The sequence below is a fragment of the Bradyrhizobium sp. URHD0069 genome, from assembly GCF_000701345.1.
Lineage (GTDB): Bacteria > Pseudomonadota > Alphaproteobacteria > Rhizobiales > Xanthobacteraceae > Bradyrhizobium.
The window spans coordinates 42,001-66,089 of the sequence record NZ_JNIJ01000041.1 but is presented as its reverse complement, the minus strand read 5'-3'; the positions used below and the strand labels follow the sequence as shown (position 1 = coordinate 66,089).

The following is a 24,089-nucleotide window of genomic DNA, read 5'->3' as shown; positions in this document are numbered from 1 at the left end:
ATCGTCCCAAGTGGCGCGCGATCGACCGCAACGAGCAGCGCATGCTGAGCCATCGAGAGATTTCCTCTCGTTCAGAAAGGCCGAGCGCCTGTTTGGCACGGTGCCGATCCGGAGGACGTATGCCACCGGTTGGCGAGATCACAGAGAAGACCGACGAGGACTCCCGGTCAAATCGGCGTCCGATCGAACTCATCGGCTCGCCGGCCTGCCAGCGATCCCAGATCTCAGACCGCTGAGCGGTCGAGTAATAAATGCGACGTCGCTGTTTCATGCCCACACTCCATCTTTGCTAAAAGATTAGAGTGTTGCGCTGACCAATTGAGCCCGCCACGCAAGGCGGACATTCCAAACATCGGCTGCGTCTTGTGCGGGGGTGCTACGAGATCGCAATGATCTCAAGCTCTTGACCGGACGTACCGACGACATCCTCAACAGCCTTGCCCATCAGTGACCTTGCCACTGGGGATACGAAGGAAATAGAACCGGCCTTAGGGTCCGCTTCGTCCTCTCCCACGATACGATATTTCTGTACGCGCCCATCGTCTCGCCTGAAGGTCACCGTGCTCCCAAAGGCGACAGTGTCAGTCGACGTAGGATTGTTGATGACCTGAGCCGTCCGAACTCTCGCCGCAAAGTAGCGCGCATCACGCAAGGGGTTTGCTGCTTGCCGCCGTCGTTCATTCACGTCGTCGATCTTCTGCGCGGTCTCGTATGCCTCGCGAGCCAGCTGGAGTTGAAATTCCAGAGCCTTTAGTCCCGCTTCTGTAACAAGGTTCGGATGAGGTGAAACGGGGCGGTCGGGTAGCAGAGTCTCCGACGCAGTTTCGGCACTGTCTTCCTTGGTGAAGGCAACGCTCAAGCTCGGAACTCCTTTTAAGTAAGATATGCTAGGAAATGCATGGTCGGTGACAAAGCACAGACTCGTCAAGGGGACTGTAGCCCAAGGCTCAGCGGCTTTTGCGGATCATATATCGCGGAGCGGGACGGGAGCCATTATCAAGTTACCTCGTTTGTGTATCACTCGACAGAAGCCCTGTGGCAGTCCTCTGCTGCAGACAGCCACGGCTTGATGCGTGGTATTTTCTGAGTGCGCGCTCGACCGTCGCATCATGGAGCCGAACTGCTGCAGCCTTGCTCCGCCGGCAGTTCCTCGGCATTGGGGTCGCCCGGTGCCGTCGCCCAGGCCAGTTCGACGAGCGTCACGATCCGCCGACCGGCACCGTCAAGCTGGCAAACGATGAGGGCCTGCTCCTCGATGTAGGTCAGCAGACGCCGTGCACGGCGCAACGAATGTGAGCCATAGGCGCGGGCAATCGCTGCATCGCCCGGGCAGGGCCAACCTTCCTTCGCGGCGCGGGCGATCATCATGAAGACGCCCTGCATATCCTCCGGCAGAAGTGAGGCGCGGACCGAGACATCCTGCCACCCGTCATCCTCTGCCATATCGGAGCCGAGCCCGGCGCGGGCGCGCGTCAGCATGCGACGGAAGTCACCCAGGTCCGGCACGGCCGAACCGAGGCCCTCTATTCGGCAGCGGACCACGAACTCCTGATAGAGGACGCCGATGGCACGGAATCCCGCGTCGGGTTCCGCCATGACGGCGCGCAGAATACGGTCCACTCGCTCACGCCGCTCCGCCAGTTCCTCAGCGCTGAGTGGCTGCTCCACCGCTTCGGGACGGATCTCCAGCGCCGCGGTTTTCGCCGCCATGAGCTGGCCGAGGAGGTCTGGCGACGACCGGCGCTGGGGCCGATTATTCTCGGGCGGCGGCGCTGCCAGGATGATGGCGCGTGCGTCCAGTGTCGCTTCCGGCAGAGGCATCAGGCGCGGGGTCGCGTTGCGCGGCGTGGTATCCGTTCGACCAATGCGCAGCCCCAGCGGACGGCGGGAGAGGGCCGGTCCCAGCGCCATGAATTGCCCGCGCTCCAGATCCCGGAAGGCCTCTGCCTCTCGCCGCTCCATGCCCAGAAGATCGGCGGCGCGCGCCATGTCGATATCCAGAAAGGTTCGGCCCATGAGGAAATTGGACGCCTCGGCCGCGACGTTCTTGGCGAGCTTCGCCAGTCGCTGGGTGGCGATGACCCCCGCAAGCCCGCGTTTGCGGCCACGGCACATCAGGTTCGTCATGGCGCCGAGCGAGAGTTTGCGCGCCTCGTCCGAAACCTCGCCGGCGACTGCCGGCGCGAAGAGCTGCGCCTCATCTACCACCACCAGCATCGGGTACCAGTAGTCGCGGGCGACCTCGAAAAGCCCGCCGAGGAAGGCGGCGGCGCGCCGCATCTGGTTCTCGGCGTCGAGCCCCTCGAGATTGAGCACCGTGGAGACGCGATGGATGCGCGCTCGCTCGCCGGCGACCTGCAGTCCCTGCTCGGTATGGTCCTCGGCATCGATCAGGAGGTGGCCGAAACGGTCGGTAAGCGCCACGAAGTCGCCTTCGGGGTCGATGATGGTCTGCTGCACCCAGGGGGCACTCTGTTCCAGCAGCCGGCGCAGCAGATGGGATTTGCCGGAGCCCGAATTGCCCTGCACCAGCAGGCGGGTCGCCAGCAGTTCCTCAAGGTCTAGAGTCGCCGGGGCGCCTGCCGTCGTGTGTCCCATCTCGATCGCAACGGTCATGTCTCGACTCAAAGTCTCCCTGCGGAGGCGGGCTTAACAACCTGATCGCAGCCCGTCGAGCGCCCATGGCCGACCACTCCGTGTTCTCCACGGCTGGTCGAACGCCATCAGCAAAGATGGATGCCGACCTTATCACGCTTCACGCACCGAAGGCGGCTGCCGAGGTTGTGGACGAAGGTTGTCGGCGAGTGCGTGCGCGCGGCCAGATCGACATCGTTCGGTCTGCGACCTGTGTCGACAAGGACGACAAGCGCATGGCAATTCGTCGAACGGCCGATATTGGCGGTGGTCTCAACCGGTCGGCGCGACACTTTATCTTAGAGTCTTACGGCGCAGGCTGCAGGGTCGCGTCCGGCTTACAAACCATGATCGCTGGTTCTTTATGCAGCTGTATCGCTGGGTTCCGTCGATCCTGCAGGTCCTCACGATCATCCGGCCCGAGACACTCGTGCGTTGGCACGGCTTTCGTTGCTACTGGCGTTGGAAGTCGCGCCCATTGGGAGGGCGACCGCAGATCGACACGGAGCTCCGCGCGTTGATCCGGCGGATGAGCACGGAGAACCACCTTTGGGGTGCGCCACGTATCCACGGCGAACCGCTCAAGCTTGGGTTTAGCGTTGCTCAATCAACCGTCGCCAAGTACATGGTCAAGCGATGTGGACCTCCAAGTCAGGGATGGCGGACCTTTCTGCGAAACCACGCTCCGGACATTTCCGCCATGGATTTGTTCGTGGTCCCGACCATTGGCTTCAACCTGCTGTATGGCTTCGTGATTGTACGGATTGATCGCAGAGATCTCGTCTGGATCAACGTCACAACCAAACCGACGGCGGAGTGGATCGCACGCCAGATCACTGAGGCTTTTCCTTGGGACGGGGCTCCGGGTTACATGATCCGTGATCGCGATCGGATCTATGGCGCCGTCGTCACACGCCGATTGCGCGCCATGGGTATTCGGGACAAACCGATTGCACCGGCCTCACCTTGGCAGAATGGCTTTGCCGAACGGCTGATCGGATCGAACCGGCGGGAGTGTCTGGACCACATCATTGTCCTGGGCGAGGTGCATCTGCGCCGGAATCTAATTTCCTATGCTGCTTACTACAACTCCGTCAGAACGCATCGGTCGTTGCACAAGGATGCGCCGATTTTTCGTCCGATTCAACAGATCGGAATCATTCGTTCACACCCGATCCTCGGCGGGCTTCACCATCACTACGTCCGGGTTTGAGTTTTCGGTACACACACCATTCGGTCCCCCCCCCCGCGAATCACTGTTTGTGCGAGGGCGGTTAGGCGGAAATAGGCAGAATGAGCATCAGTCTGGAAGCACATCACATACCGGCCTAAGCGGTTACCAGTGCGGGCATTCCGCTCACGTCGTGATTGTACGGAATCGAAGGATGATCACGGCCAGGATGACGATCGTGAGGCTTCCGAGCACGGGATTACCGTACGAGCTGACCAGCACCTGAGCGCCACCAAGGATCAAAGCAGCGAGTGCTAGATTGCCGAGCGACACCCCGGCGACCAGCACTAACATGAATGCATTGATGAGCCAGGGCACGCCAAGGTTCGGATGCACGCTCACAAGTGGCGTGATCAGGGCGCCGGCCAGACTCGCCAAGCCAGCACCGAGGCAGAAGGTAACAAAGCGGACAAGCCGGGTGTTAATGCCGAGCGCCTGTGCCAACTCCTCGTTCATGATGACCGCTTGGGCCACGATGCCAATCTGGGTTCGGCGCATGACCAGCCACACGAGCACGCCCAGCACGACTGCAATGAGGAGCAGGATGAGACGATACAGCGAATATGTGACTCCGCCGACACTCACGGCCTGTGTGATGGCGCTTTCAGCGAACTGAATCTCGCGTCCGAAATAGACCGTAATGCTCTGGACAATGATGATGTTGAGACCCCAAGTCGCGAGGATCGTGTCGAGCGGCCGGACGTAAAGGCCCCGAAGCACTCGCCACTCGGCCACCGCTCCGACCGCGACGCCGCCCGCCAGAGCGATCACCAACGCACTCCACGGATTCCAGCCAAGCCAAGTGGCAATGACTGCTGCATAGCTGCCAAGCGCGAGAAAAGCGCCGTGTGCGAGGTTGATGATCTTCAGGACACCGTAGACGATAAGAAGGCCGAGCGCCACGATATACAGGATCCCCGCCGTCGTGATGACGTCGAAGAGTTCGATCGTGTACATGGCGATCAGCCTCCTGCCTCTTCCCCGTAGTATCAGCGGGTCGTTACTTCAGCTTCGGGCACTGGTCACCCGGATCGATCAGCCCAAAGTCCTTCAGCACCTTCGTCTTGCCGTCGGCTTGGACTTGGGCCAAGTAGATCGGGAGCGGAGCGTGGTGCTGTTTGTTCATCTGAACGGGCCCACGCGGCCCCTTGAATGCGACCGTGGGCAGGGCCTTGATAACGGCATCCGCATTTGTGGTGCCAGCCTTTTCGACGGCCATCGCATACGCGTGCACCCCATCGTACTCCTGCTGGGAAAGCGCGTTCGGCGTCTTCAGCTCGGCTCCGAATTTCTTTTTCATCGCCTCGAGGAAGCGTTTGTTCTCGGGATTGTCGATGCCCGTGAAATAATCCCCCGTGTAGTACACGCCCTGGGCCGCGTTACCGCCTGCCTCGGCAGTTAGCTCATCAATGGAGAGGCTCCCGATCGGCATCGTGAGCCCGGCCGCTTTCAGCTGCTTGAGGAAGTCAATGTTGGGGCCGCCGCCAGACGTGGAGTAGATGATGCCGTCGGGATTCGCTGCTCGGATCTTGCTAATGATCGCCGTCCAGTCCGACTGTTGGAGTGGTTGGTATTCTTCGCCGAGAATCGTCCCGCCCATGTCCTTGATCGTGTTTTTTGCAGCCTCGATCATTCCGCGCCCGAACGCATAGTCACTCCCCACCGCGAACCACCGTTTGGCGTTCTTCTCGTCGGTCATGAACTTGATGAGTGGAGGCACGACCTGCTCAGGGACCCAGGCATTGACGAAGAGGTATTCGCCGCACGCCCGGCCCTCGTAAAATGAGGTGTAGATGAACGGAACCTTGGCCCGCTCGGCTATGGGCGCGCCAGCATTGCGAGCCGCACTCGTTTCCATGGTGATGATGACATCCGCCTTGTCCTGGCGGATGCCCGTGTTGAATGCCTTGACTGCGCCGGCCGGCCCGCTCTCGTCATCAAGAGGAACAACCTTTACCGGCTGGCCGATAATGCCACCCTTCGCGTTCAGCTCATCGGCCGCCAGCTCGGCCGACTGCACGACTGCCGGCGCGACAACGCTGTTCACCCCGCTGAGGCCGACAGGTATGGCAATCACGACCGGCTTCTTCTCCTGCGACCGCACTGGTGCGACCGCCAGGATCGATAGCATCAAGAGGAGTAGTTGGATCCCATAAACCTTGCGCATTGGATTTTCTCCCTTCTTCCAGTTCAAAAAGATTCAGCGTTCGGGACGCAAGTCTCGTTCAGCTAAATCGCAAGGTGACGCTCTATGGTTTTCCGCGCCCCGTGGTCGTTCGAATTGCCGGTCTCTACGATCCTTCCAACCTTCAGGACCGCGTATCGGTCGGCCAGCGCCAAAGCAAACCCGACATTTTGCTCTACGAGTACGATGGTCGTCCCACGGGCGCGGCGCTCCTCGGCCAGGATCTCCTGAAGACGTGCGATCACTGCGGGTTGAAGGCCTTCGGTGATCTCGTCGATCAGGACCAGACGTGGCCGCGTCAGCAGCGCTCGTGCCATCAGGAGCATCTTCTGCTCGCCACCGGAAAGCGTGCCCGCTCGCTGTTGGCGTCTCGCAGTTAAGAACGGGAACCACGCCGCCACCGCAGTTAATCGCTCGTCGAAACTCGAAGGCTCTCGCAACGCTAATCTGAGGTTCTCCTCCACCGAGAGATCCTGAAAAATCGGTTTTTCCTGGGGGATGTAGCTGACTCCCAGCCTCGTGATCTGGTATGGCGGCCAGCCGGTTACATTTTCACCAAGCAATTCGACTTGGCCGCGCCGAGGGGGCAGCAGCCCCATAATGGTCTTCAGCAGAGTCGTTTTGCCCATGCCGTTTTTGCCGAGAACGCCGAAGACCTCCCCAGGTCCGATGTGGAAGGTCACTCCGTGGAGCACCGGAGAGCTGCCGTAGCCGCCCTCCAAGCTCCCGACGGCGAGGCCGCGTGGGGCGACCGGTGCGATCATGCGGTTCCTCCGACGTAAATCGACCGGATGAGGTCCGAGTCGGCAATCTCCGATAGCGGGCCGTCGAGCAGAACTTTTCCCATGTGGAGGACGACCAGTCGCGTGCTGATTTCGCGCACAAAGTCGAGGTCATGCTCGATGAGCAAAATACACAGCCGGTGGCTCTGGGCCAGCTCTGTCAGCACGCTCCCGATCGCCGCTCGCTCGTCGCGTGTGAGCCCCGCGGTTGGCTCATCGAGGAGCAGCACGGTCGGCTCTTGGGCGAGTACCATAGCGAGCTCTAACGCCTGCTTTGCGCCATGTGACAGATGGCCCGCCCGCTCGTTGAGCATAGTCGTCAGTCCCGAGACTTCCACCGCCTCAAGCGCGGGCTCAGGTAACTCGACCGTGCGTGACCGTCGCCAAGGGGATGTAGGCTTTCGATATGACCGCGCGACGCGAAGGCAGTCCAGGACCGTCAGCGCATCGAATACGTTGGGAGTTTGGAACTTCCGACTAACGCCAAAGGCCACGCAGCGTTGCGGCGGGAGCCGGTCGATGCGGTGACCATTTATCAGCACTTCGCCTGTCGAACGCTCTCGGCCATCAGCGATGCAGCGGAGGAGAGTCGTCTTTCCGGCCCCATTCGGCCCGATAATCCCCACAACCTCGCCGCGGTATGCCTTGAGGGAGACTCCATGGAGCGCCACGAGGCTTCCATACTGCATGCCAACATCGTGTAGCTCCAGCACTGGCGCTTCGTCCGGCACGCCAATCACGCCGCGCCGCTGACCTAGAGCGTCCGCCGCGCTTGAAAGCGCGACGGCGGCACCTGCTGCCCATGCTCCTGGCTGCGCGCCAGCGGCCGCCGCATTCCATCCTCGATTGAGCAGTTGCCTGATGGGGCGGACCAACATTGACAAGCCTTGGCCAATGGCCGGGACGAGTCCCTGAGGGAGATACACAACGACCAGTACGAAGGCGAACCCCACAAAGAGCAACCAGATGAATGGCAGGTTGCCCCCAAGCAGCGCCGAGACGTAGTTGACCCCCACCGTGCCGAGGATCGGGCCAATAAGTGTCCCGCGCCCACCCAAGGCGGTCCAAACGACAAGTTCGGTTCCGAAGACGAAATCCCCATACGAGTGAGCCGCGACGCTGCTAAACAGCACGTAGGAAGCGCCGGCTAGGGCCGCGATGGCGCTGCATGCGGTCATGAGACGGATCTTCAGGCGCGAGGTATTTAGACCAAGGTAGCGGCAACGCTCCTCGTTCTCGCGAATGGCGACCAGAACTCGACCGGCGTCACTCGAAACGAAAACGTACGCGCCTATGGCGACAAGGAGAAGGAGCCCGCCCGCGATATAGTACCACTCCGTGATGGAGAGGAACGGCACTGGAATCGGCAGCCCGCTGCTTGATCCGGTGTAGGCTCCCCCACTCAGGATAATCTGCGTGAATACGACAGGAAGTGCGAGCGTGACGATCGCAACGTAGATGGGCGACGCGCGGTCCCAAAAAGAAAGCCAACCCACGGCAGCTCCAACCAAGGCCGCGCCGACCATGGCAGCGAAAATCATTCCTGCGGTGGCGAGCGCCCCGTCGACGTAATACGCCAAGGCAATGGCAACAGTGTAGACCCCGATGCCGAAGAAGGCCGACTGACCAAATGTCAGGACACCAGTGTAGCCCCACAGGAGATCGACCGTGATGGCGGCGATCGCGAAGAAAAATGCCTGCGAGAGAATCTGTTGCGCGTATTCCCCAAGCACCATCGGGCTCGCCAGGAGGAAGGCAACAAGCAGGACGGAGGCGCCGAAGATCGTCAGCCACCTACCGGCCGGCCTCAAGAAAGAAGTGATCTGCTCGGCGAGAGTCCTGCTCGCTGTCATCAGCACGTCCGTCTTCTGATGATGAGCCATAGCCTACTCTGACCGCCATCCCGGCACGCAACGCTTCCCACCCCCATCGTTCGGACCGCCACGATGAGCAAGCCGCGATCCCGAACGAGATCGGAGAATTGGCAAAAGAGGCTTGCTTCCCTTTGAGCGAATGGTTGAACTCCCGTTTGCCGTTCTCAATCCGTTGAAAAGCGGTCAGTACTAGCTCAGTACCAGCCCCGCTTGATCTCCGACCCGAGCATCTCGTCATAGACGTCGGTGCGGCGATCCCGCAGAACTTGATTGAATTCGTTCCAGTTGCGCTTGCGTCGGGCGTCCGCCAGATCGACGCGCCCGTAGATGATTTCTTCGCGGTCGCGGCTCGCGGGGCCCGCCACGAACCAGCCGGTGCAGCTCACGATGACGCTCTGGCCTTCAAAAAGCTGTTCGCGTTCCGTGCCAACTCGGTCGGCGCACGCAATGAACATGGAGTTCGTGTGGGCCGCCGCCTGGTGCAGGATGTTGGCCATCGCGGGTCGGCCAGGTTCTTGGCCGGGGATTGGCACCCAGTTGGTGGGGACGCAGACGATGTCTGCGCCCTGGAGCGCTTGCAACCGAAAAGTCTCGTGAAACCAGCTATCGTAACAGATAGCGATGCCGAGGCGGCCGATCGGCGTCTTGAACACTGGAAAGCCGAGATCACCTGGTTCGAAGAACAGATTCTCGGCCGCCCACAGATGCATTTTGCGGAAGGTGCCGATGTAGCCCGACGGCCCGAGCAGGACTGCAGCATTGTAGAGTGTGGTCCCAGCTCGTTCGGCGATGCCGGCGACGATATAGACGTCGTGGCGGCGGGCTGCCTCGACCCAGGCGGCAGTGGTTTCGCCGGTGGGCACTTCCTCGGCGAGCGCGAAAGCTTCGGCCCGGTCACGAAAAACGTAACCCGAGTTGGCGAGCTCCGGGAGCACGATCAGGCGGGCGCCGTCGAGTGCCGCCTGTCCGATCCATTCCAAGCTTTTGGCGACGTTGGCCTGCTTGGCGCCCACGATCGGCTCCATTTGAATGCAGGCAATCGTAATCTCGCTTTGCGAGCCCGAAGTGTCGCTCATAGGCCGTTCCCAGAAAACAAAAACCCCCGGGGCTGCCGCCATTTAAGCGAAGAACCGGAGGCTACACGCGGCTTATCTGGCGCAGCGGTCACCATCGACGGCAACTTAATTCAAATGAGTTCGGATGGAGGAGTCAAGCCCGCGACGCGGCCAAACCGGCAGAAGTGCCGTTTTGAAGCGGCGCAGGACGTATCTCCTGAGCTCCCGGATGAGCGTCCCAAGTCGGAACGCGCCCGGGGAATGACGGTAAAGACCCCGGAATAGCAGGCCGAGATGACCACCACCTTGTATCGCATGCCGGTCCGCGCCAGCATGTAGGCGAGATTAGACGGCGTGAGCGTTTGCGTAAGCCGCCCCGCTTTGACTGCAAGGCCGGCGCGGGAGCCGTGCGCGGTGAGAATCAAAAACAGAATGTCGTTGTCGGCGTCCATCCCGCTGGCCGCCGCTTGCAAGGAATGGCCAGGCCTTCAATCGTTGCACCTCCGCCTTTCTTCGAATTGTATTGCACGTTGATCGGGGCGCTCCCGAAACGGCCCGCTACCACCCGTGCTGCGCCGGTCGCCTCGCTTCTAAACACGCATTGATCGCCGGAAAGGCCGAAGGACGCCACGCTCACCTTGCGAGCAACTCAACAGCCTGATCGTAAGCCTTCAGTGACGCATCATATTGCCGCTTCTGGCGCAGCGATCGCGCCGCCTCCAGCTGCTCCTGAAGCCTCGCCTGGCCGGACATGATCTCGGTCTGTTTCGAGAAGAATACGGACCAGAGTGACACGGAAGCCAAAAGCAGCAGACCGGCCACGGGGATGATGGCTGACGCCGTCTCTCCATAATTTCCTTAGTGCGTCGCCTACAAAAATGTGTGAGGCGAAGCGATAGTGGGCGGCGGCGTCTATCTCGTAAGGACCCGGATTAATTTTGAGGAGCATAACGGAAATGGGTGGCCTTTTTGGGAGGCTCAGGAAAGGCGCGAATTTCGTCTAACCTTGGTGGTTTAGCACCTGTTTCAAGAAGGATTTTGAGATCGTTCAATATATATTTCGCGTTGTGGCGAATGCGCTATGATTGAGCCCGAACAGCTCGTAACCGATGACACTTGCGTCGATAGTGGATACCGAAGCCATAACGATCGGTCCGGACGCGGGTACGTCACCTGCGCGTGGAATGTTTCCGGCACTCGCTTCGAGAGCCATAGAGCTCTATCATTTGCCGATGCATAAAGTGTTAGGCCTTTGGCGACTTTTGCCACTCTCGGGATTGCTTGAATGAACATGTCGCGATCAACGTCGGGCGCAGCCATTCTGAGTTGAGCGATTGCAACAGGTGATTTTGTTGATGCGCTGTTAGATAGCGCGTCCACGGCGATTAAGTTGCCCATGCTGTGGGCGAGAATGTCAACATGTTGAAATCCTGCCTTACGAAGATTGGCCACTACGCGGAGGAGTGCCGCGCGCGAGCCCAGCGCACTATTCTGATCATAGATGTAATCGGCTATTTCGCCGCGAGATGGCCATGAGAACAAAACTGTCGTGCCCTGAAACTGAAGATCCCAAACTATTTGAGCTGTGCGGAAAACCGCATCCCGAAACTTGGTGTTGGTGCAGTCGCCGAGGCCGCAGCATTGAATGCTTCAACAGCACAATCATCGCGTCGGAGACTGGCCTAGTTGGCGGCCATAGGTGCCAATCCGATCGAGAATCTCGGCCCAACCTCGGGGGCGCCGGACCCGCCCAAATAGACGTTCACTGTTATTTGGTTGCCGCTCATGAATTAGGTGATCGGGTTGTCCATTGAACTACGTCGCCCGCGAGGGGAAGTTTGAATAGAGCCATTTTGAAATCTCCGAAAGCCGAATGAATGCAGGAATGATCACACAAGGCTGTAGTAATTTGCATTGTCACGCCTGTGGGCCATTAGGTCCGAAGCGGAGATTTGGGCGACGGTTTAATCAAAGGAAAGCGTAGGCGAGTAGAAGCCAGTTATGGAACGCCGAGCTGCTCCTTGCGTTTTGGGCCTCGATAGGTTTTAAGCCCGGTGACGTCATGACCATAGGCATGAAAGAGAAGCGAGCTGCGTGGCTTTGCCGCATTTAAAGAGAGTGACGCGCTCCGCGTAGCTCATGGGCTTTAAATTGTTCTGAGCCTCCACAAAGGAATCCATCATGGCCAAGATGACCATAATCAGTTGATTGATGCAATTGCAGACGGAACGCAGCTTTCCAAGGAAGACGTAAAGGCCGTCATCGAGCAGATGGCCACTGTAGGCTATAAGGAGCTGAATGAATCCGGCGAGTTCGTCATTCCCGGCTTCGTCAAAATGTCAGTCGTGAACAAGCCTGCTACTGAAGCCCGCAGCGGTGTAAATCCTTTCACGAAAGAGCCTATGGAGTTCGCGGCCAAGCCAGCCAGCAAGCAAGTCGGTCAAGGCGTCACCCCTGAAGGTTGCTAAAGACGCTGTTTGAAGCGGGCGGGTTGGTTGAGGCGTGTTCGTTCGTCTGAACTGTGGGTAATTCTATCACCACCTAGACAGACGGCTGTGTGTGCCGAAAATTAGATTCTGCCATATTGATGGTGAAGGCCGCCAAGGACAGGTCGTGAGACGACGGCGCCGAGGCGCTCAATCGCGCGATGGAGAGGGGCGTCCTTGCTCAGAGGTCGATGGGTCCTCGACACATTATAGTAGGCGGCATATCCGCGCAGGATCCGGCGCAGGTGCGCTTCGCCAAACACGATCATGTGGTCGAGACATTCGCGGCGGATCGAGCCGATGAGTCTCTCGACGCAAGCATTTTGCCAGGGCGATCGGGGTGCGATCGGACGGTCCCGAATGCCCATTGCACGGATCCGTTGCAAGAAGACTGGACCATACGAGGTGTCTCGATCCCGAATGAGATCTTGCGGCGCGTGGTCCCACGGGAACGCCTCGGTGACTTGGCGCGAGATCCACTCCGCGGTTGGGTTTGCCGTCACGCCAAACGACACCCAAACTCGTCGTCCATGGCGCACAATCACAAGACAATACAGAACTTGGAATGCGATCGTCGGCAGGACAAAGAGGTCGATCGCCGCGATGCCGTCGACGTGATTGCTGAGAAACGTCCGCCAGCCCTGAGACGGTGGCCGCGAGTGGCGGCACATGTACCGCGCGACCGTCGACTGGGCAACCTCGAAGCCGAGCTTGAGCAACTCACCATGAATACGCGGCGCGCCCCAAAGTAGGTTCGCACGGCTCATCTCGCCAATGAGCGTGCGCAGCTCAGCCGAGACCTTCGGTCTGCCAACACGGCTGCGGGATCGCCAGCGCCAATACGCCCGAAACCCAGCACGGTGCCAGCGAATGACGGTCTCCGGCCTGACAATCGCAACCACCTCAAGGACGGACGGAAACCAGTGATAGAGCCAAACAAATAGAAAACGATCGGTATTGTTGAGGTGCGGTCGCTTCGGCGTTCGCCGGCGAAGCACATTGACCTGTTGCCGCAGGACCAGGTTTTCCGCTTCCAGCGTTGCTCTCGCCTTGAAGCGCGACGCCAGGATACCGAGAAGCAGCTTGAACAGATCGGTCATCAGGATGCGAGCTTACGCCGTCCGCTTGCTGCGTCTACGCCGAATCGAAAATTCGGTACACACAGGTGGCACAGGGAAATTAAATGCTTAGAAAAACCGCCGCAGTAGGTTGGCCAGCACCACCCCGCGCTCACTATGCTGCGATGTCAACGCCTGTAAGAAATTGCCGGTCCAGCAACCGCTCGCCCCGTGCGTTTGCTTGGCGTGGCCGCGCGGCAAGGTATCCCGCTGGATGCGATCCGGCGTCCGCGCGATACGCCGATCTGGAAACTTGAGGCTGCGCTGAAATGCCGATCATGCCCACGACCAGCGGCAGGAAAACGACGTTCGCAGACGCAGCATCACGCGCGGTCTTCCACGGGGCTGAAGCGGGCACTCGACAAAAAAGAGTGTGATTGCAAGACTACCTTCATCACTAGAACAATGGAGGAAACCATGGACATCGATCGTCGTAAGCTGGCCTTGCCAACGCTTGCGCTTGCACTCCTGAGCGTGGTCCCAATGAGCGTGGTCCCGGCCTTCGGGGCTTCTGCGGATGAAGATGCCGTCGCGAAGAATGTAGAGGCATTCCGTGCGGCTCAATTCGCCGCCGACGCGAAAGCACTCGACGCGCTCTGCGCGGCGGAATTGAGCTACAGCCACTCCGATGGCAAGCTCGAGGACAAGGCGACGTTTATCGCCAATGCCACCAGCGGAAAATCGAAGTTTTCGTCGTTAGAGTACAAGGACACCAATATTCGTGTCGTCGGCCCGGCAGCGGTCGTGCGTTTCCACTGGGTGGGCGAAAGTGAGGCCGTCGCCGATGGCAAGAAAAGCGCCACCAATCTCCACATCCTGATGAACTGGCAAAAACAAGGCGCGGACTGGAAACTTCTGTCCCGAGCGGCAACCAAGCTCTGATCGCGTCCTCGCTTCGCTCGTCGCAATGACTGGAGGAAACTTACGCCTACAGTTTTTTCTGAGAGGCCGTCACCGCGATGGCGGCTTTCTGCTGGCCCTGTTGTCGCGCCTTACGTCTGGGTGCATCCGGACGAGGAGAGGTGAGCGCGAAGGCAGGGGCTACGGGCGGGGACGCTCAGGGCGACGCCAGCTTGGATTTATCGTGCGAGCATCTGCCCGAGATCGGCAACTGCGCAGCGCAAGTTGTCGTTTTTTAGGCTGAGGAAAGCGTCGATCAACCGACAACCATGTATCGAGAGCGCAAGCTGGGTCAGCGCGCTGGCGTTTCGATCTCGCTGCCGCGCTTGGTCTTTGGTATCTCGTCGTAAAAATATCCAGTGTCGACGTCGAGGATTTTAGCCAACGTCACCATCAAGGCGGCGCTTATCCGATTGGTGCCCTTTTCATATTTCTGAATCTGTTGGAACGAGACGCCCAGCGATTTACCTAGACCGTCTTGGGTCATTTTCAGCATGACGCGCCGCGCGCGCAGCCTGTCACCGAAATATTTATCGATAGGTCCCGTGCTCCGCGTCGTGGCCCGCTGGATAACTTGCTTGGCTCGTTTGCTGCTCATAGACTGCCCCCCGCGTTGCTTGGTTTCCGGCCCCCAGTGCCGGTACACAATACACGGCGACGCTCAAGAATGAAGTCCTCGAAGGCTCTCGGCCAGAATCCCAGCAACACGAGGTGCAATTTCAACTGCAACGGTATTGGACGATCTACCGGAAGTCGCCGCCTGATGGTGGCACGCATCGCCGCCGTCAGCAGCCAAATGAAACCCGTCCGGCTGGGATCGTCGAGCGGGCTCGTCCCTGAATGGTGAAGCTGACGCCAGAGCGCGAGATCACGCCTTTGCGTTCATCCGAATGAAGAGAGAAGGTCAAACACGCCCAACCGCAAAGAAAGAACTGATCACCGTTGAACGCTCGACTCTCCGGGCGAACCCAGTAAGCTGGCAGCATTAAAGACAGTCAATTTTCAGGGGTATAGACATGCAATCGCGGCGCTTTTTGAATTGGTGGTTTCGCATATGGGCTTCGGGTCGGTTCTTTGAGAAATTCTCAAACTGGCGGGCGGCGCGCAAAACTTCGAAATCGCCATGAAGACGACTTCCTAAAAAAGATCGTCGTTACTCCTGTAGCTTTGATCGGATTGGCGGTTTGGACGATGCTTAGCCACGTCACACAAAGAGAAGACTGCCTCAACAATTGCGCGACCGATTTCTCAGCCAGTCATCGATAGCGGTCGGACCTTCGCGCGACAGAGTGCTTTACTAAGTCGCCGGAGCGCTGCCGAACAGGGCCGGAACTATTGTTAACGTTTCGTCTATATCCTGGGGTTGTTGGGGGACTTTTTTGGGTTCCCGCGACCATTGGTTACGCGCATGCAAACTATCGAAATTACCGATTCGTTAGAGGCTCGACGTTGCCGCTATGCCCAATACCGGGGCGAAAGGGCGAGATTGATGTTGAATGGATTGCCGGTCACCGGGATGGTCCGATCAGTTAAGGAAGATAAGTCCAGCACTCCCGCGCGGTGGACCGTCACGGTGGTACCTAAGCCGGACATCGCAGCCTAACCGATAGGGTGAGGTTCGATGAATTATCAAGTCTTCACCAACGACAGCCTCACCATGATGTACGAGGGCGTACGCGGGGCTTTGGCGGCCGATGACGCGCTCAAAAGACAAGGTGAGGAAACTAGATTTCGCGTTCGGGAGACGCCCGACTGGAAAAAGCACGCCGCTGATCTCGAAGGCGAAATGCTCAAGCGCGGAATGTTTTTCGAAGTCCTCGATTGGTCGCAAGATCAGGGCGCAGCTTCCGTTCAAGCGATGAAGCATTTCGGGCTTCGATCTGCGCCAATTGAACCGGCGTAATGCCGGTCATGCCGGACGCCGCGCTACTCGCCCCCGGTTCGCATGATCATCCGTGTGATCTAGCTATCAGAGAGACAGGCGTCGAGTTTGGACGCCCAGTATCTATCGGACAGAACGTTTGGATCGGCGGCGGGCCATCATCCTTCCGGGAGTGACCATCGGCGATGATGCCGTTGTCGGGGCGGGCGCTGTTGTCACCCGCGACGTGCTGCAAGGCGTCACGGTGGTGGGCAACCCAGCCCGGCAGCGCAAGTAGGACGGCTCTTCAGCGCGCATCGTCCGCATGATGCCATTGTATAGTTCCGTCGATGCCATCGAAAACCCATGCAGTGCTACAACCGCGCGTGATTTCGAGCCCGCGTTAGTTGCCGTTTGGTCCCGGCGGGAGGATGCTGTCGGCTGCGCGCACAATGGAGAGCAGCATGAGCAAGGCAGGTCTCGACAATCGCCACCGCAACAAGGATGGCGCAATCAGCGGCAAACACGGAAACACCCTCGTCCGCACGTTGCGAAAGGTTTGCGGACAGAGTTTCGCAGCCGGCTATCCCGAAACCGAGAGCTGAGCGAGGTTTTGCTGAAGCTGAACAAGATTTTGCTGAGCCAGGTCGGCCGCGATCATCAGACCGGCCACTTGGAGCACAAGATCGCCAACGCTTCGAAGTAAGACCGCGAACCTGAATGGCGAAGACCCTACTTTCGATGCCGGATTTGCGGCGGCGGGCGTTGGCAGAAATCCGAAAGCAAGTCGGTTGTCATAACGTTCAGGAAATTGCCATCAATCGCGTTACGGATGAACGCGCTCAAAATAATTTGTTCTTATGTGTGTTGTTCACGGGCGCCGCTGATGCCAACACCGCGGCTCGCGCCGCACTCCACGTCCAAAACATCTTGCGCCGCGACTACGATCTGATGACGGCTAGACAAGCCCGGAAGGTTGAGTGGACGCTGAAGGCGAAGATAAATGAACGACCAACTCTCACTCTCAATATTCACGATAGAGATCAACGGCAAGCCCACACTCGCCTTGGAGGCCAAGAAGCATCAGGAGGCGGAAGGCCTTTGCGAACAGGATTGGCTACGCGCCGACCTGAGTGCGCTCACGTCTAAAGGCGTTCCGTTATGCGATGCAAAGGCTGCCATGAGGGTGAGACTCGCGCGCTCCGCAGAAGCTGCGCTTTACCGGCAGGTAACGGAATCTACTAAGCTGTCCGACGACATCAACATTGTCTATCTCGTGGATCTGGACGATTAGGCGCCCATCGTCATCGTCGTCCGGATGGTGAAAAGCGCTTATCGTTCATCGTCCGGATGAACCCAGACGTAAGGTCAGCCTGTGCACCGGGCCTGTGTCGCCTGCTGCGCCGATCATAGCTCGTGGATGACGTCGAAGTCTTGCCTTAGCCGAGTGCCGATCTCCTGAACCCGTGTCCGCCAAAGTTGGGCATCTTTTATCGGACCAGCTTCAGGGTTGATTGTCAGCATGGCATTCCAGGGGTTCGCTCCATAAACGGTAACTACAAAACCGCGCTCAGGAACGCCGTCAACGGCTCGAAGTGCGTCGAGGATTATGTCGGCCATTTCGGTGGCGGTCCGGAATTGCCGTCCGTCCTTGTTGACGCCTGTTTCCTTCGGCACAGATGGTTGCGCTTCTTGCACTGCCGCGACCCCGGTCGGCCGCCCTTCACTGACTGGGGAAGGATCTTCGGGGTTCTTGGCGCGGGATGGATCTCCTTCGGCGATCTGGCGGGCCGTCAGCGGGATGCCAGCCCGCCGCATCACGTCCACCGCGCTCCTAAACAGCGCCCCACGCTTGAACCAAGGGTTGCTCTTGACGTGGCGCTTAGCGGCGATGGCAGCAACGCTGAAACCCGGTTGCAGCATTTGCAGGACCGCCTCTATGGCTTGCCTTCTGAGGGGTGAAACAGCAGTGTCTGACTGATGCTTCATCTGACTAACTCGTGAGCAACTCGGGTCTGGACAGGGTATGGTAAGGTCGCAGACGTGCGCTGACCTGCGATTCGGCAAGTTCGCGGCTGCTGAGTAGCCACTTTCAAATCAGGCCATGCTGAATTTCAAATTAGCTCACCTAGGGGTCGAAACAGGCCAGTACCGGCAAGGGTGCCCGGCGGGTCACCAGTGTTCGAATGCGCCGGGAAGACCGATCCTCCATCGTCGTCTCGTCCTCTCGCAGACCTCGGCGGGTAAGGGGTGTTGGTTACGTCATCGATAGCTCCTCACTTCGCGCTGTTCCTTTGTTCGTGCCTGGCGGTCGTTCCTTCGTCCCGGCCTGCGCGCGCAGACGCGCCGCGCGCAAGGGCCGTCAAGGCCGGCCGTCGTGCTGTCCTGACGTCTTGCTCTACCGCTGCCAGGCTGCGCCTTGACGGCCCCGAGCACGGCGCGAGGATCAAGCAGGTAGGGCCGCCGTCTCCTCCGTGTGTACCGAAAACCTTATCCGAGTTGATGAGGTGATGGAATCGCATAAGCTGGCGGAATGATCGGGCTGTTCTGCTTCGTTCTGGCCATACTGGCCTCGCCATTCAAGTCGAAGAGCCGGCTTGAGGCGGAGAATGAGGTTCTCCGACATCAGTTGATCGTCTTGCGGCGTAAGCTGAAAGGCCGGGCTCGTCTCACAAATAACGACCGCTGGTTCTTCGTCCAGATGTATCGATGTTTTCCGTCGACCTTGAAGGTCGTGAGGATTGTCCAGCCTGAGACGCTGGTGCGTTGGCACCGGGCCGGCTTTCGCCGCTATTGGCGTTGGAAATCGCGGCGGCGAGGAGGGCGCCCGCGAATCGAGATTGAACTGCGCGCGCTGATCCGGCAGATGAGCACGGAGAATTTTCTTTGGGGTGCACCGCGGATCCACGGCGAACTGCTCAAACTCGGGTTTAACGTCGCTCAATCAAGCGTCGCCAAGTACATGGTCAAGCGTCGTGGACCGCCCAGTCAGGGGTGGAAGACCTTTTTGCGAAACCACGCTCCGGACATTGCCGCCATGGATTTGTTCGTGGTCCCGACCATCGGCTTCAGACTGGTGTATGGTTTTGTCATCGTGCGGCTTCATCGCAGAGATCTCGTATGGATCAACGTCACAGCCCACCCGACAGCGGAGTGAGTTGCACGCCAGATCACCGAGGCATTTCCTTGGGATGGGGCTCCGCGTTACATGATCCGAGACCGAGATCGGATCTACGGCACCGTCGTCACGGGCCGACTTCGCGCCATGGGCATCCGAGATAAGCCAATTGCACCAGCCTCACCTTGGCAGAACGGCTTTGCCGAACGGCCGATCGGATCAATCCGGCGGGAGTGTTTGGATCACATCATTGTCTCGGGCGAGGCACATCTGCGCCGAATTCTGAAATCTTACGCTCGCTACTACAACGGCGTCAGAACGCATCGGTCTCTAAACAAAGATGCGCCGGTTTCTCGGCCGGTTCAGCGATCCGGTTTCGTAAGTTCGCACGCCATCTTGGGTGGACTTCACCATCACTACGCGCGGCTTTGATTTTTCGGTACACACAGCCGACGTCATCCGATGTCCCTAATTTGAACGTCGAAAGATTTGCTTCAGCCATGCGAGGCTGGCAAGCCACAGCATCTTGCCCACGTCGAGCGACTGACTTGCCGGAGCGGCCGGTTGGCCGCCACCTAGCTGGGAACTGCAGTTTTCGGCGAATTTGGCAACGAGTTGCCGGGCGAATTCCTGCGCGAGGCCCGACCGCGAGAATTGCGCGAGCGAGCCCTGCAGGTTATAGAGCACGGATAAATCGACGCGCGTCATCTCATCCTGTTCGATGGGCCCGAGCCGGTAGACGATCTCACCCTTGGTTCGAGAGCCCGAGCCGCTGTCGGTCCCAGCCCCAACGATGGTCCCGCTCCAATTAGCCGGATCGCGCGTGATTAGTGCCGAGCCGGCGAAGCTTGCCGCGATCGGGCCGAGTTTCGTCATCATGCGGCCCTTTGCGGACGTGTCGTCGCACGATGTGACTTCCACGCCGGGCAGACACGCCGCCACCCGCCTGACGTCGCCAAACAGCTCCCATATGACCGCGCGAGGCTTGTGAATCACAAAACTCTCGTCAAAGCGGGTCCAGCCGGGCCGCAGCGACGCCTCACGTGCGAAGGTCAGCGTCTCTCTGCTCGATGGCGACCGGCTGGCGGTCGAGGAAGGCGCGATAGGCTCAAACGTCGCGAAGGCAGCCGCAGTTCGCGCAGGGGTAGCCAGCGCCGCCTCTGTCCGCTCTTTGCGCTTCTCGATCACTGATGCGATGGCGTCGACGATGCCGACATAGCCGGTGCAGCGGCACAGATTGCCGGAGAGCTCCCGCCGGATCGTTTTCTCCGCGGCGTCCGGCACTCGCAGCACGATGTCGCGCGCGGCAATCAGCATGCCCGGGGTGCAGAAGCCGCACTGGAGGCCGTGGTGTGTCGTGAAAGCCTCGCGCAGATCGGCCATAACCGGATCATGGTCGAAGCCCTCGATGGTCATCACTTCGGCGCCGTCGCAGGCGACCGCGAGGGTCAGGCACGATCGCGCCTGCGCACCGTTGATCTGCACCGTGCAGGCGCCGCACACGCCGTGCTCGCAGCCAAGATGGGTGCCCGACAAACGATGGCCGTCACGAAGGAAATCGCCTAGATGGGTGCGCGGCTGTACGTCCGCAGAGATGGGCACGCCGTTCAAGGTAAAGGCGACGGTCGTCATTCCGCGAACACTTCCTTCAGGGCACGCGTCACCGCAGCACAGCGCATCCTGCGTTCAATAGAGTCACCTGCGGCAACCCTGTCGACGGCGTCGGCGATCGCGACATCAGCGATGGCAGCGAGGCCTTGCCGTGCAATTGTCGCCGCCAGGTCATGGAGCGGTTGAGGCGGGCCTGAGAGGGCTCCCAGATAAAGCCGCGCTGTCCTCGAAAAGGGATCGAAGACCGCCGCTGCGCTGGCTTCGGGAAACTCACCGGTTTTCCGGCAGAACTTGTAATAGCCGTACCGGGCGTCGGGTGACAATTTCGGTACGTCGACCGCGACGACCAGCTCGTCCTCCTCGAGACGGGTCTGGAATGCGCCGAGCATGAAGCCGTCGGCCGGCAGCCGACGGTGGCCGGCCTTGCCTTCAACGACCACAGTAGCGCCAAGGGCGGCCATTGCCAGCGGCCAGTCAGCCGCGGGATCCGCATGCGCCAGGCTTCCGCCAACAGTCCCGCGGTTGCGTATGGCGCGATAGGCGATCCCGCCGGCAACCGTGCGCAGCATCGGACAATCCGGGATCAGGCAGTCTTCAAGCTCGGCATGGGTGACCGCCGCGCCGATCCTCACATGTGTCCCACGGTCCTCGATCGCGCGCAACGCCTCGGTCCGCCCGATGTCGATCAGCAGCGTTGGTCGGGCCAGTCGCAGATTAAGCAGCGGCAACAGCGATTGGCCGCCGGCGATCAGCTTGGCGCCCGAGAATTGCCGCAGCATGTCGAGGACGCCCGCGAGATCCGGCGGGCGCACGTAGTCAAATGCTGAGGCTTTCATTCCCGCGCGCTCCTGACGGATGCCGGCGCGCGCTGTGCGGAGGCACGCTCGATAGCCGCAAGCAGGCGGCGGGGTGTCAGCGGGGTTTCCGACACTTCGACATTGAGGCCGCGCAGCGCATCGTTAACCGCATTGAACAGCACCGCCGGCGGAGCGATCGCGCCGCCTTCACCCATGCCCTTGATGCCGAAGGCGGTGTAGGGCGACAATGTCTCAGTATGATAGATGCGGAATTTTGGGACTTCTGTGGGGCCGGGCAGCAGATAGTCCATGAAGGTTGACGCGAGCGGTTGGCCGTTGACATCGTAGGGGCTTTCCTCGAACAGCGCGGTGCCGATGCCCTGTGCCGCTCCGCCCATCGTTTGACCATCGACGACCATCGGATTCACCATGCGTCCGCAATCTTCAGCGATGACATAATCGAGGATTTCGACGCTACCCATGTCGACGTCCACCGCCACCACGGCTGCATGCGATGCGTAGCTGAACGCGCCGGTGTCGACCTGCGGCTTATAGCCGATCGTCGCTTCCAGTCCGTTGACGTCGACGTCGGGCGGCAGCAATTGCGGCTGCCGATACCATGCCTGTGCGATTTCCCTGACCGATACGGACGATTGCGGTCCGACGACGCGGCCGGGCATGTACTGGACGGTATTGCTGGCGCATTGCATCAGGTGCGAGCCGATCGCGAGCAGCCGCGGTATCAGCGCCTCGCAGCTCTTGGCCACGGCGCCGCCCGCCATCACGATGCTGCGCGAGGCGTAAGTGCCGGTTGAGAACGGCGTCATTCCCGTGTCGCCATGGATCACGCGTATGTTGGCGATGTCGGTCCCGAGTACCTCGTGCGCGATCTGCGCCAGGGTAGTCTCCATACCCTGGCCATGGGAGTGGACGCCTACGCGCACCTCCAGGCTGCCATCTGCGACTAGGCGAACCGTTGCCTGATCGTAGCCCGGTATGAGCGGAAGTCCCCAGGCCGCGAACACGCTGGTGCCGTGCGCCGATTGCTCGCAATAGCTGGCGAAACCGATCCCGATGCGCCGACCGTCCGGCTCGCTGCGGAGCTGGCGCGCCCGCCATAGGTCTAGATCGATCTCCCGTCGCACCGTGTCAAGGCTCTTCGGATAGTCTCCGCTGTCGTAATGCTTGCGCGTCACGTTGATGTAGGGCATCGCCTGCGCAGTCACCAGGTTCTCGCGGCGTACTTCCCATGGCTCCCGGCCAACCTTGCGCGCGATGGCATCCATTAGGAGTTCGATCGCGAAGCAGACGCTGGTGCGTGCCACCCCGCGATATGGCAGGAAGCCGGGCTTGTTGGTGGCGACACAATAGGTTTTGCAGCGGTAGCCCTTGATATCGTAAGGGCCGGGCAGGTTGCCGGTGGCTTGACCGGGCTCGAGCGCCACCGTGAACGGCCAGTTCGAATAGGCACCGCCGTCAACAGTGACCTCGGCGTCGAGCGCCAGTAGCCGCCCCCGCTCGTCAGCGTGGGCGCGCAGCCGGTAATGGTGTTGTCGGCTGTTGGCGCCGGCGATCAGGTGTTCGCGGCGGTCTTCAACGTATCGGAACGGACGTTTGTAGGTCAGCGCCAGCCAGGCGACGCAGATCTCTTCAGGCTGCAGCACGCATTTGTATCCGAAGCCGCCGCCGACATCGGGGGCAATCACGCGGATGCGCCCCTCTTCGAGCCCCAGACTCTGGGCGAGGCCGATCCGGATGACGTGAGGCACCTGCGTCGAGGTATAAACAATAAGTTGATCGGCGCGGAAATCCCAGTCGGCAACGATGGCCTTGCCTTCGAGCGGCACCATCGCCTGCCGCGCCATCGACACTTCGCGCTCAACGACGACGGACGCCTTGCTCGCATGCTCTTCGAAACCGTTGTCGTAATTAAGGATGAGAAAGAGGTTGTCTTCCCATTCTTCGTGTATCCGCGTCGTCGTCGCACGCGCCGCGTGTGCATCGACGAGTGCCGGAAGCTCATCGAGATCGAGCACTATCTGCTCGGCGATGTCCTCGGCGACGGCGCGGCTGGGCGCCACCGCCATGGCGATCAGCTCGCCGGCATACCGCACCTTGCCGCGCGCCAGCGGATCCTGCACCGACACTTTGTAGCCAGGTACGGTGCACTGTGCGGTAATCGGCTGGATGCCGGCGAGGTCGGCTGCGGTGAACACGACGGACTCGAGCCCGCGCGGCTTGGCAATCCCGCGCAGTACTGCGTGCGCCGCGGGGCTGCGCAGGAAAGCGACCTCGCTCTGGCCTGGAAGAATGATGTCCGAGACGTACTGACCGCGGCCATGCAGGAAGCGCGCATCCTCCTTGCGCGGCACCCGCGCGCCGATGCCCTGATGCTTCATCCTTCGTTGCCCTCTCGCGATCGCCCGAACCCGGCGTC

24 protein-coding genes and 2 pseudogenes are annotated in these 24,089 nt (G+C 60.1%); 9 read left to right on the top strand and 17 right to left on the bottom strand.

Annotated features, from left to right (window positions below; all coding sequences use genetic code 11):
* The 3 genes from N554_RS38675 to N554_RS0123470 all read right to left on the bottom strand — a co-directional run.
* Nucleotides 1-271, bottom strand: a 271-nt coding sequence (locus N554_RS38675) for a helix-turn-helix domain-containing protein (protein ID WP_156041971.1), incomplete at its 3' end; no start/stop codon positions are given.
* 105 nt (nt 272-376) lie between these two features.
* Nucleotides 377-859 carry a transcription elongation factor GreA gene (gene greA / locus N554_RS0123475; protein WP_029585734.1) on the bottom strand — a complete coding sequence of 161 codons (483 nt, stop codon included), beginning with the start codon at nt 857-859 and terminating at the stop codon, nt 377-379.
* A gap of 248 nt (nt 860-1,107) precedes the next feature.
* Nucleotides 1,108-2,616, bottom strand: coding sequence for a helicase HerA domain-containing protein (locus tag N554_RS0123470; RefSeq protein WP_029585733.1), 1,509 nt, complete (start codon nt 2,614-2,616; stop codon nt 1,108-1,110).
* 718 nt (nt 2,617-3,334) lie between these two features.
* Between N554_RS0123470 and N554_RS38670 the strand changes: the two genes are divergently transcribed.
* Nucleotides 3,335-3,847 (top strand): transposase, encoded by a 513-nt coding sequence (locus N554_RS38670; protein WP_245283692.1) that lies wholly within the window; start codon nt 3,335-3,337, stop codon nt 3,845-3,847.
* A gap of 144 nt (nt 3,848-3,991) precedes the next feature.
* Here N554_RS38670 and N554_RS0123460 read toward each other — a convergent pair whose 3' ends face one another.
* The 8 genes from N554_RS0123460 to N554_RS43110 all read right to left on the bottom strand — a co-directional run bounded on the left by N554_RS0123460 (nt 3,992) and on the right by N554_RS43110 (nt 11,408).
* Nucleotides 3,992-4,822: a branched-chain amino acid ABC transporter permease gene (locus tag N554_RS0123460; RefSeq protein ID WP_029585731.1), complete on the bottom strand. Its 831-nt coding sequence runs from the start codon at nt 4,820-4,822 to the stop codon at nt 3,992-3,994.
* Nucleotides 4,823-4,865: 43 nt separating this feature from the next.
* Nucleotides 4,866-6,032 carry a substrate-binding protein gene (locus tag N554_RS0123455; protein WP_029585730.1) on the bottom strand — a complete coding sequence of 389 codons (1,167 nt, stop codon included), beginning with the start codon at nt 6,030-6,032 and terminating at the stop codon, nt 4,866-4,868.
* A gap of 62 nt (nt 6,033-6,094) precedes the next feature.
* On the bottom strand, nt 6,095-6,814 hold the full coding sequence (locus N554_RS0123450) for an ABC transporter ATP-binding protein (protein ID WP_036053877.1): 720 nt from the start codon (nt 6,812-6,814) through the stop codon (nt 6,095-6,097).
* Nucleotides 6,811-8,715 (bottom strand): branched-chain amino acid ABC transporter ATP-binding protein/permease, encoded by a 1,905-nt coding sequence (locus N554_RS0123445; RefSeq protein ID WP_051677661.1) that lies wholly within the window; start codon nt 8,713-8,715, stop codon nt 6,811-6,813. The genes N554_RS0123450 and N554_RS0123445 overlap by 4 nt, the downstream gene beginning before the upstream one ends.
* Before the next feature lie 185 nt (nt 8,716-8,900).
* Complete coding sequence (locus N554_RS0123440; RefSeq protein WP_156042055.1) at nt 8,901-9,782, bottom strand: nitrilase family protein; 882 nt, start codon at nt 9,780-9,782, stop codon at nt 8,901-8,903.
* Between the two features lie 110 nt (nt 9,783-9,892).
* A complete protein-coding gene (locus N554_RS42230; RefSeq protein WP_245283691.1) occupies nt 9,893-10,213 on the bottom strand; it encodes a C13 family peptidase in 321 nt (106 codons plus the stop codon).
* Between the two features lie 181 nt (nt 10,214-10,394).
* The gene (locus N554_RS0123430; RefSeq protein WP_029585726.1) at nt 10,395-10,583 is read right to left on the bottom strand and encodes a MotA/TolQ/ExbB proton channel family protein; all 189 of its coding nucleotides are present in this window, start codon (nt 10,581-10,583) and stop codon (nt 10,395-10,397) included.
* A 204-nt stretch (nt 10,584-10,787) separates the two neighbouring features.
* Complete coding sequence (locus N554_RS43110; protein ID WP_081851376.1) at nt 10,788-11,408, bottom strand: alpha/beta hydrolase; 621 nt, start codon at nt 11,406-11,408, stop codon at nt 10,788-10,790.
* Nucleotides 11,409-11,965: 557 nt separating this feature from the next.
* Here N554_RS43110 and N554_RS36300 point away from each other — a divergent pair.
* Nucleotides 11,966-12,229 carry an HU family DNA-binding protein gene (locus N554_RS36300; protein WP_371259515.1) on the top strand — a complete coding sequence of 88 codons (264 nt, stop codon included), beginning with the start codon at nt 11,966-11,968 and terminating at the stop codon, nt 12,227-12,229.
* Nucleotides 12,230-12,330: 101 nt separating this feature from the next.
* Here the strand turns inward: N554_RS36300 and N554_RS42225 are convergent, their stop codons facing one another.
* Complete coding sequence (locus N554_RS42225; RefSeq protein ID WP_029585725.1) at nt 12,331-13,347, bottom strand: integrase core domain-containing protein; 1,017 nt, start codon at nt 13,345-13,347, stop codon at nt 12,331-12,333.
* Between the two features lie 435 nt (nt 13,348-13,782).
* Between N554_RS42225 and N554_RS0123405 the strand changes: the two genes are divergently transcribed.
* Nucleotides 13,783-14,247: a nuclear transport factor 2 family protein gene (locus tag N554_RS0123405; protein ID WP_029585723.1), complete on the top strand. Its 465-nt coding sequence runs from the start codon at nt 13,783-13,785 to the stop codon at nt 14,245-14,247.
* A gap of 310 nt (nt 14,248-14,557) precedes the next feature.
* On the opposite strand, the gene N554_RS0123400 is transcribed toward N554_RS0123405, so the two are convergent.
* Entirely contained in the window at nt 14,558-14,863 is a 306-nt protein-coding gene (locus N554_RS0123400) for a helix-turn-helix domain-containing protein (protein ID WP_051677660.1), read from the bottom strand.
* Nucleotides 14,864-15,886: 1,023 nt separating this feature from the next.
* Here N554_RS0123400 and N554_RS0123395 point away from each other — a divergent pair.
* The 4 genes and pseudogenes from N554_RS0123395 (at nt 15,887) to N554_RS0123380 (ending at nt 17,420) form a co-directional block, all read left to right on the top strand.
* On the top strand, nt 15,887-16,168 hold the full coding sequence (locus tag N554_RS0123395; RefSeq protein WP_197033707.1) for a hypothetical protein: 282 nt from the start codon (nt 15,887-15,889) through the stop codon (nt 16,166-16,168).
* 41 nt (nt 16,169-16,209) lie between these two features.
* Nucleotides 16,210-16,424, top strand: a pseudogene (locus tag N554_RS40225) (DapH/DapD/GlmU-related protein); the annotation flags it as partial.
* A gap of 166 nt (nt 16,425-16,590) precedes the next feature.
* Nucleotides 16,591-16,832 (top strand): annotated as a pseudogene (locus tag N554_RS36290) (hypothetical protein).
* Nucleotides 16,833-17,129: 297 nt separating this feature from the next.
* Nucleotides 17,130-17,420 (top strand): hypothetical protein, encoded by a 291-nt coding sequence (locus N554_RS0123380; RefSeq protein ID WP_029585720.1) that lies wholly within the window; start codon nt 17,130-17,132, stop codon nt 17,418-17,420.
* Between the two features lie 113 nt (nt 17,421-17,533).
* Here the strand turns inward: N554_RS0123380 and N554_RS37490 are convergent, their stop codons facing one another.
* The gene (locus N554_RS37490; RefSeq protein WP_051677659.1) at nt 17,534-18,115 is read right to left on the bottom strand and encodes a hypothetical protein; all 582 of its coding nucleotides are present in this window, start codon (nt 18,113-18,115) and stop codon (nt 17,534-17,536) included.
* Between the two features lie 544 nt (nt 18,116-18,659).
* Between N554_RS37490 and N554_RS41515 the strand changes: the two genes are divergently transcribed.
* Entirely contained in the window at nt 18,660-19,283 is a 624-nt protein-coding gene (locus tag N554_RS41515) for a hypothetical protein (protein ID WP_051677658.1), read from the top strand.
* 51 nt (nt 19,284-19,334) lie between these two features.
* Complete coding sequence (locus N554_RS43105; RefSeq protein ID WP_197033703.1) at nt 19,335-19,676, top strand: integrase core domain-containing protein; 342 nt, start codon at nt 19,335-19,337, stop codon at nt 19,674-19,676.
* A 36-nt stretch (nt 19,677-19,712) separates the two neighbouring features.
* On the opposite strand, the gene N554_RS0123365 is transcribed toward N554_RS43105, so the two are convergent.
* From N554_RS0123365 to N554_RS0123355, 3 genes are read right to left on the bottom strand one after another with little or no spacing between them, the layout of a single operon-like run.
* Complete coding sequence (locus N554_RS0123365; RefSeq protein WP_029585718.1) at nt 19,713-20,876, bottom strand: xanthine dehydrogenase family Fe-S subunit; 1,164 nt, start codon at nt 20,874-20,876, stop codon at nt 19,713-19,715.
* A complete protein-coding gene (locus N554_RS0123360) occupies nt 20,873-21,691 on the bottom strand; it encodes an FAD binding domain-containing protein (RefSeq protein WP_029585717.1) in 819 nt (272 codons plus the stop codon). The genes N554_RS0123365 and N554_RS0123360 overlap by 4 nt, the downstream gene beginning before the upstream one ends.
* Nucleotides 21,688-24,051, bottom strand: coding sequence for a xanthine dehydrogenase family protein molybdopterin-binding subunit (locus N554_RS0123355; RefSeq protein ID WP_051677657.1), 2,364 nt, complete (start codon nt 24,049-24,051; stop codon nt 21,688-21,690). Before N554_RS0123355 ends, N554_RS0123360 begins: the two co-directional genes overlap by 4 nt.
* Between the last annotated feature and the right edge of the window lie 38 nt (nt 24,052-24,089).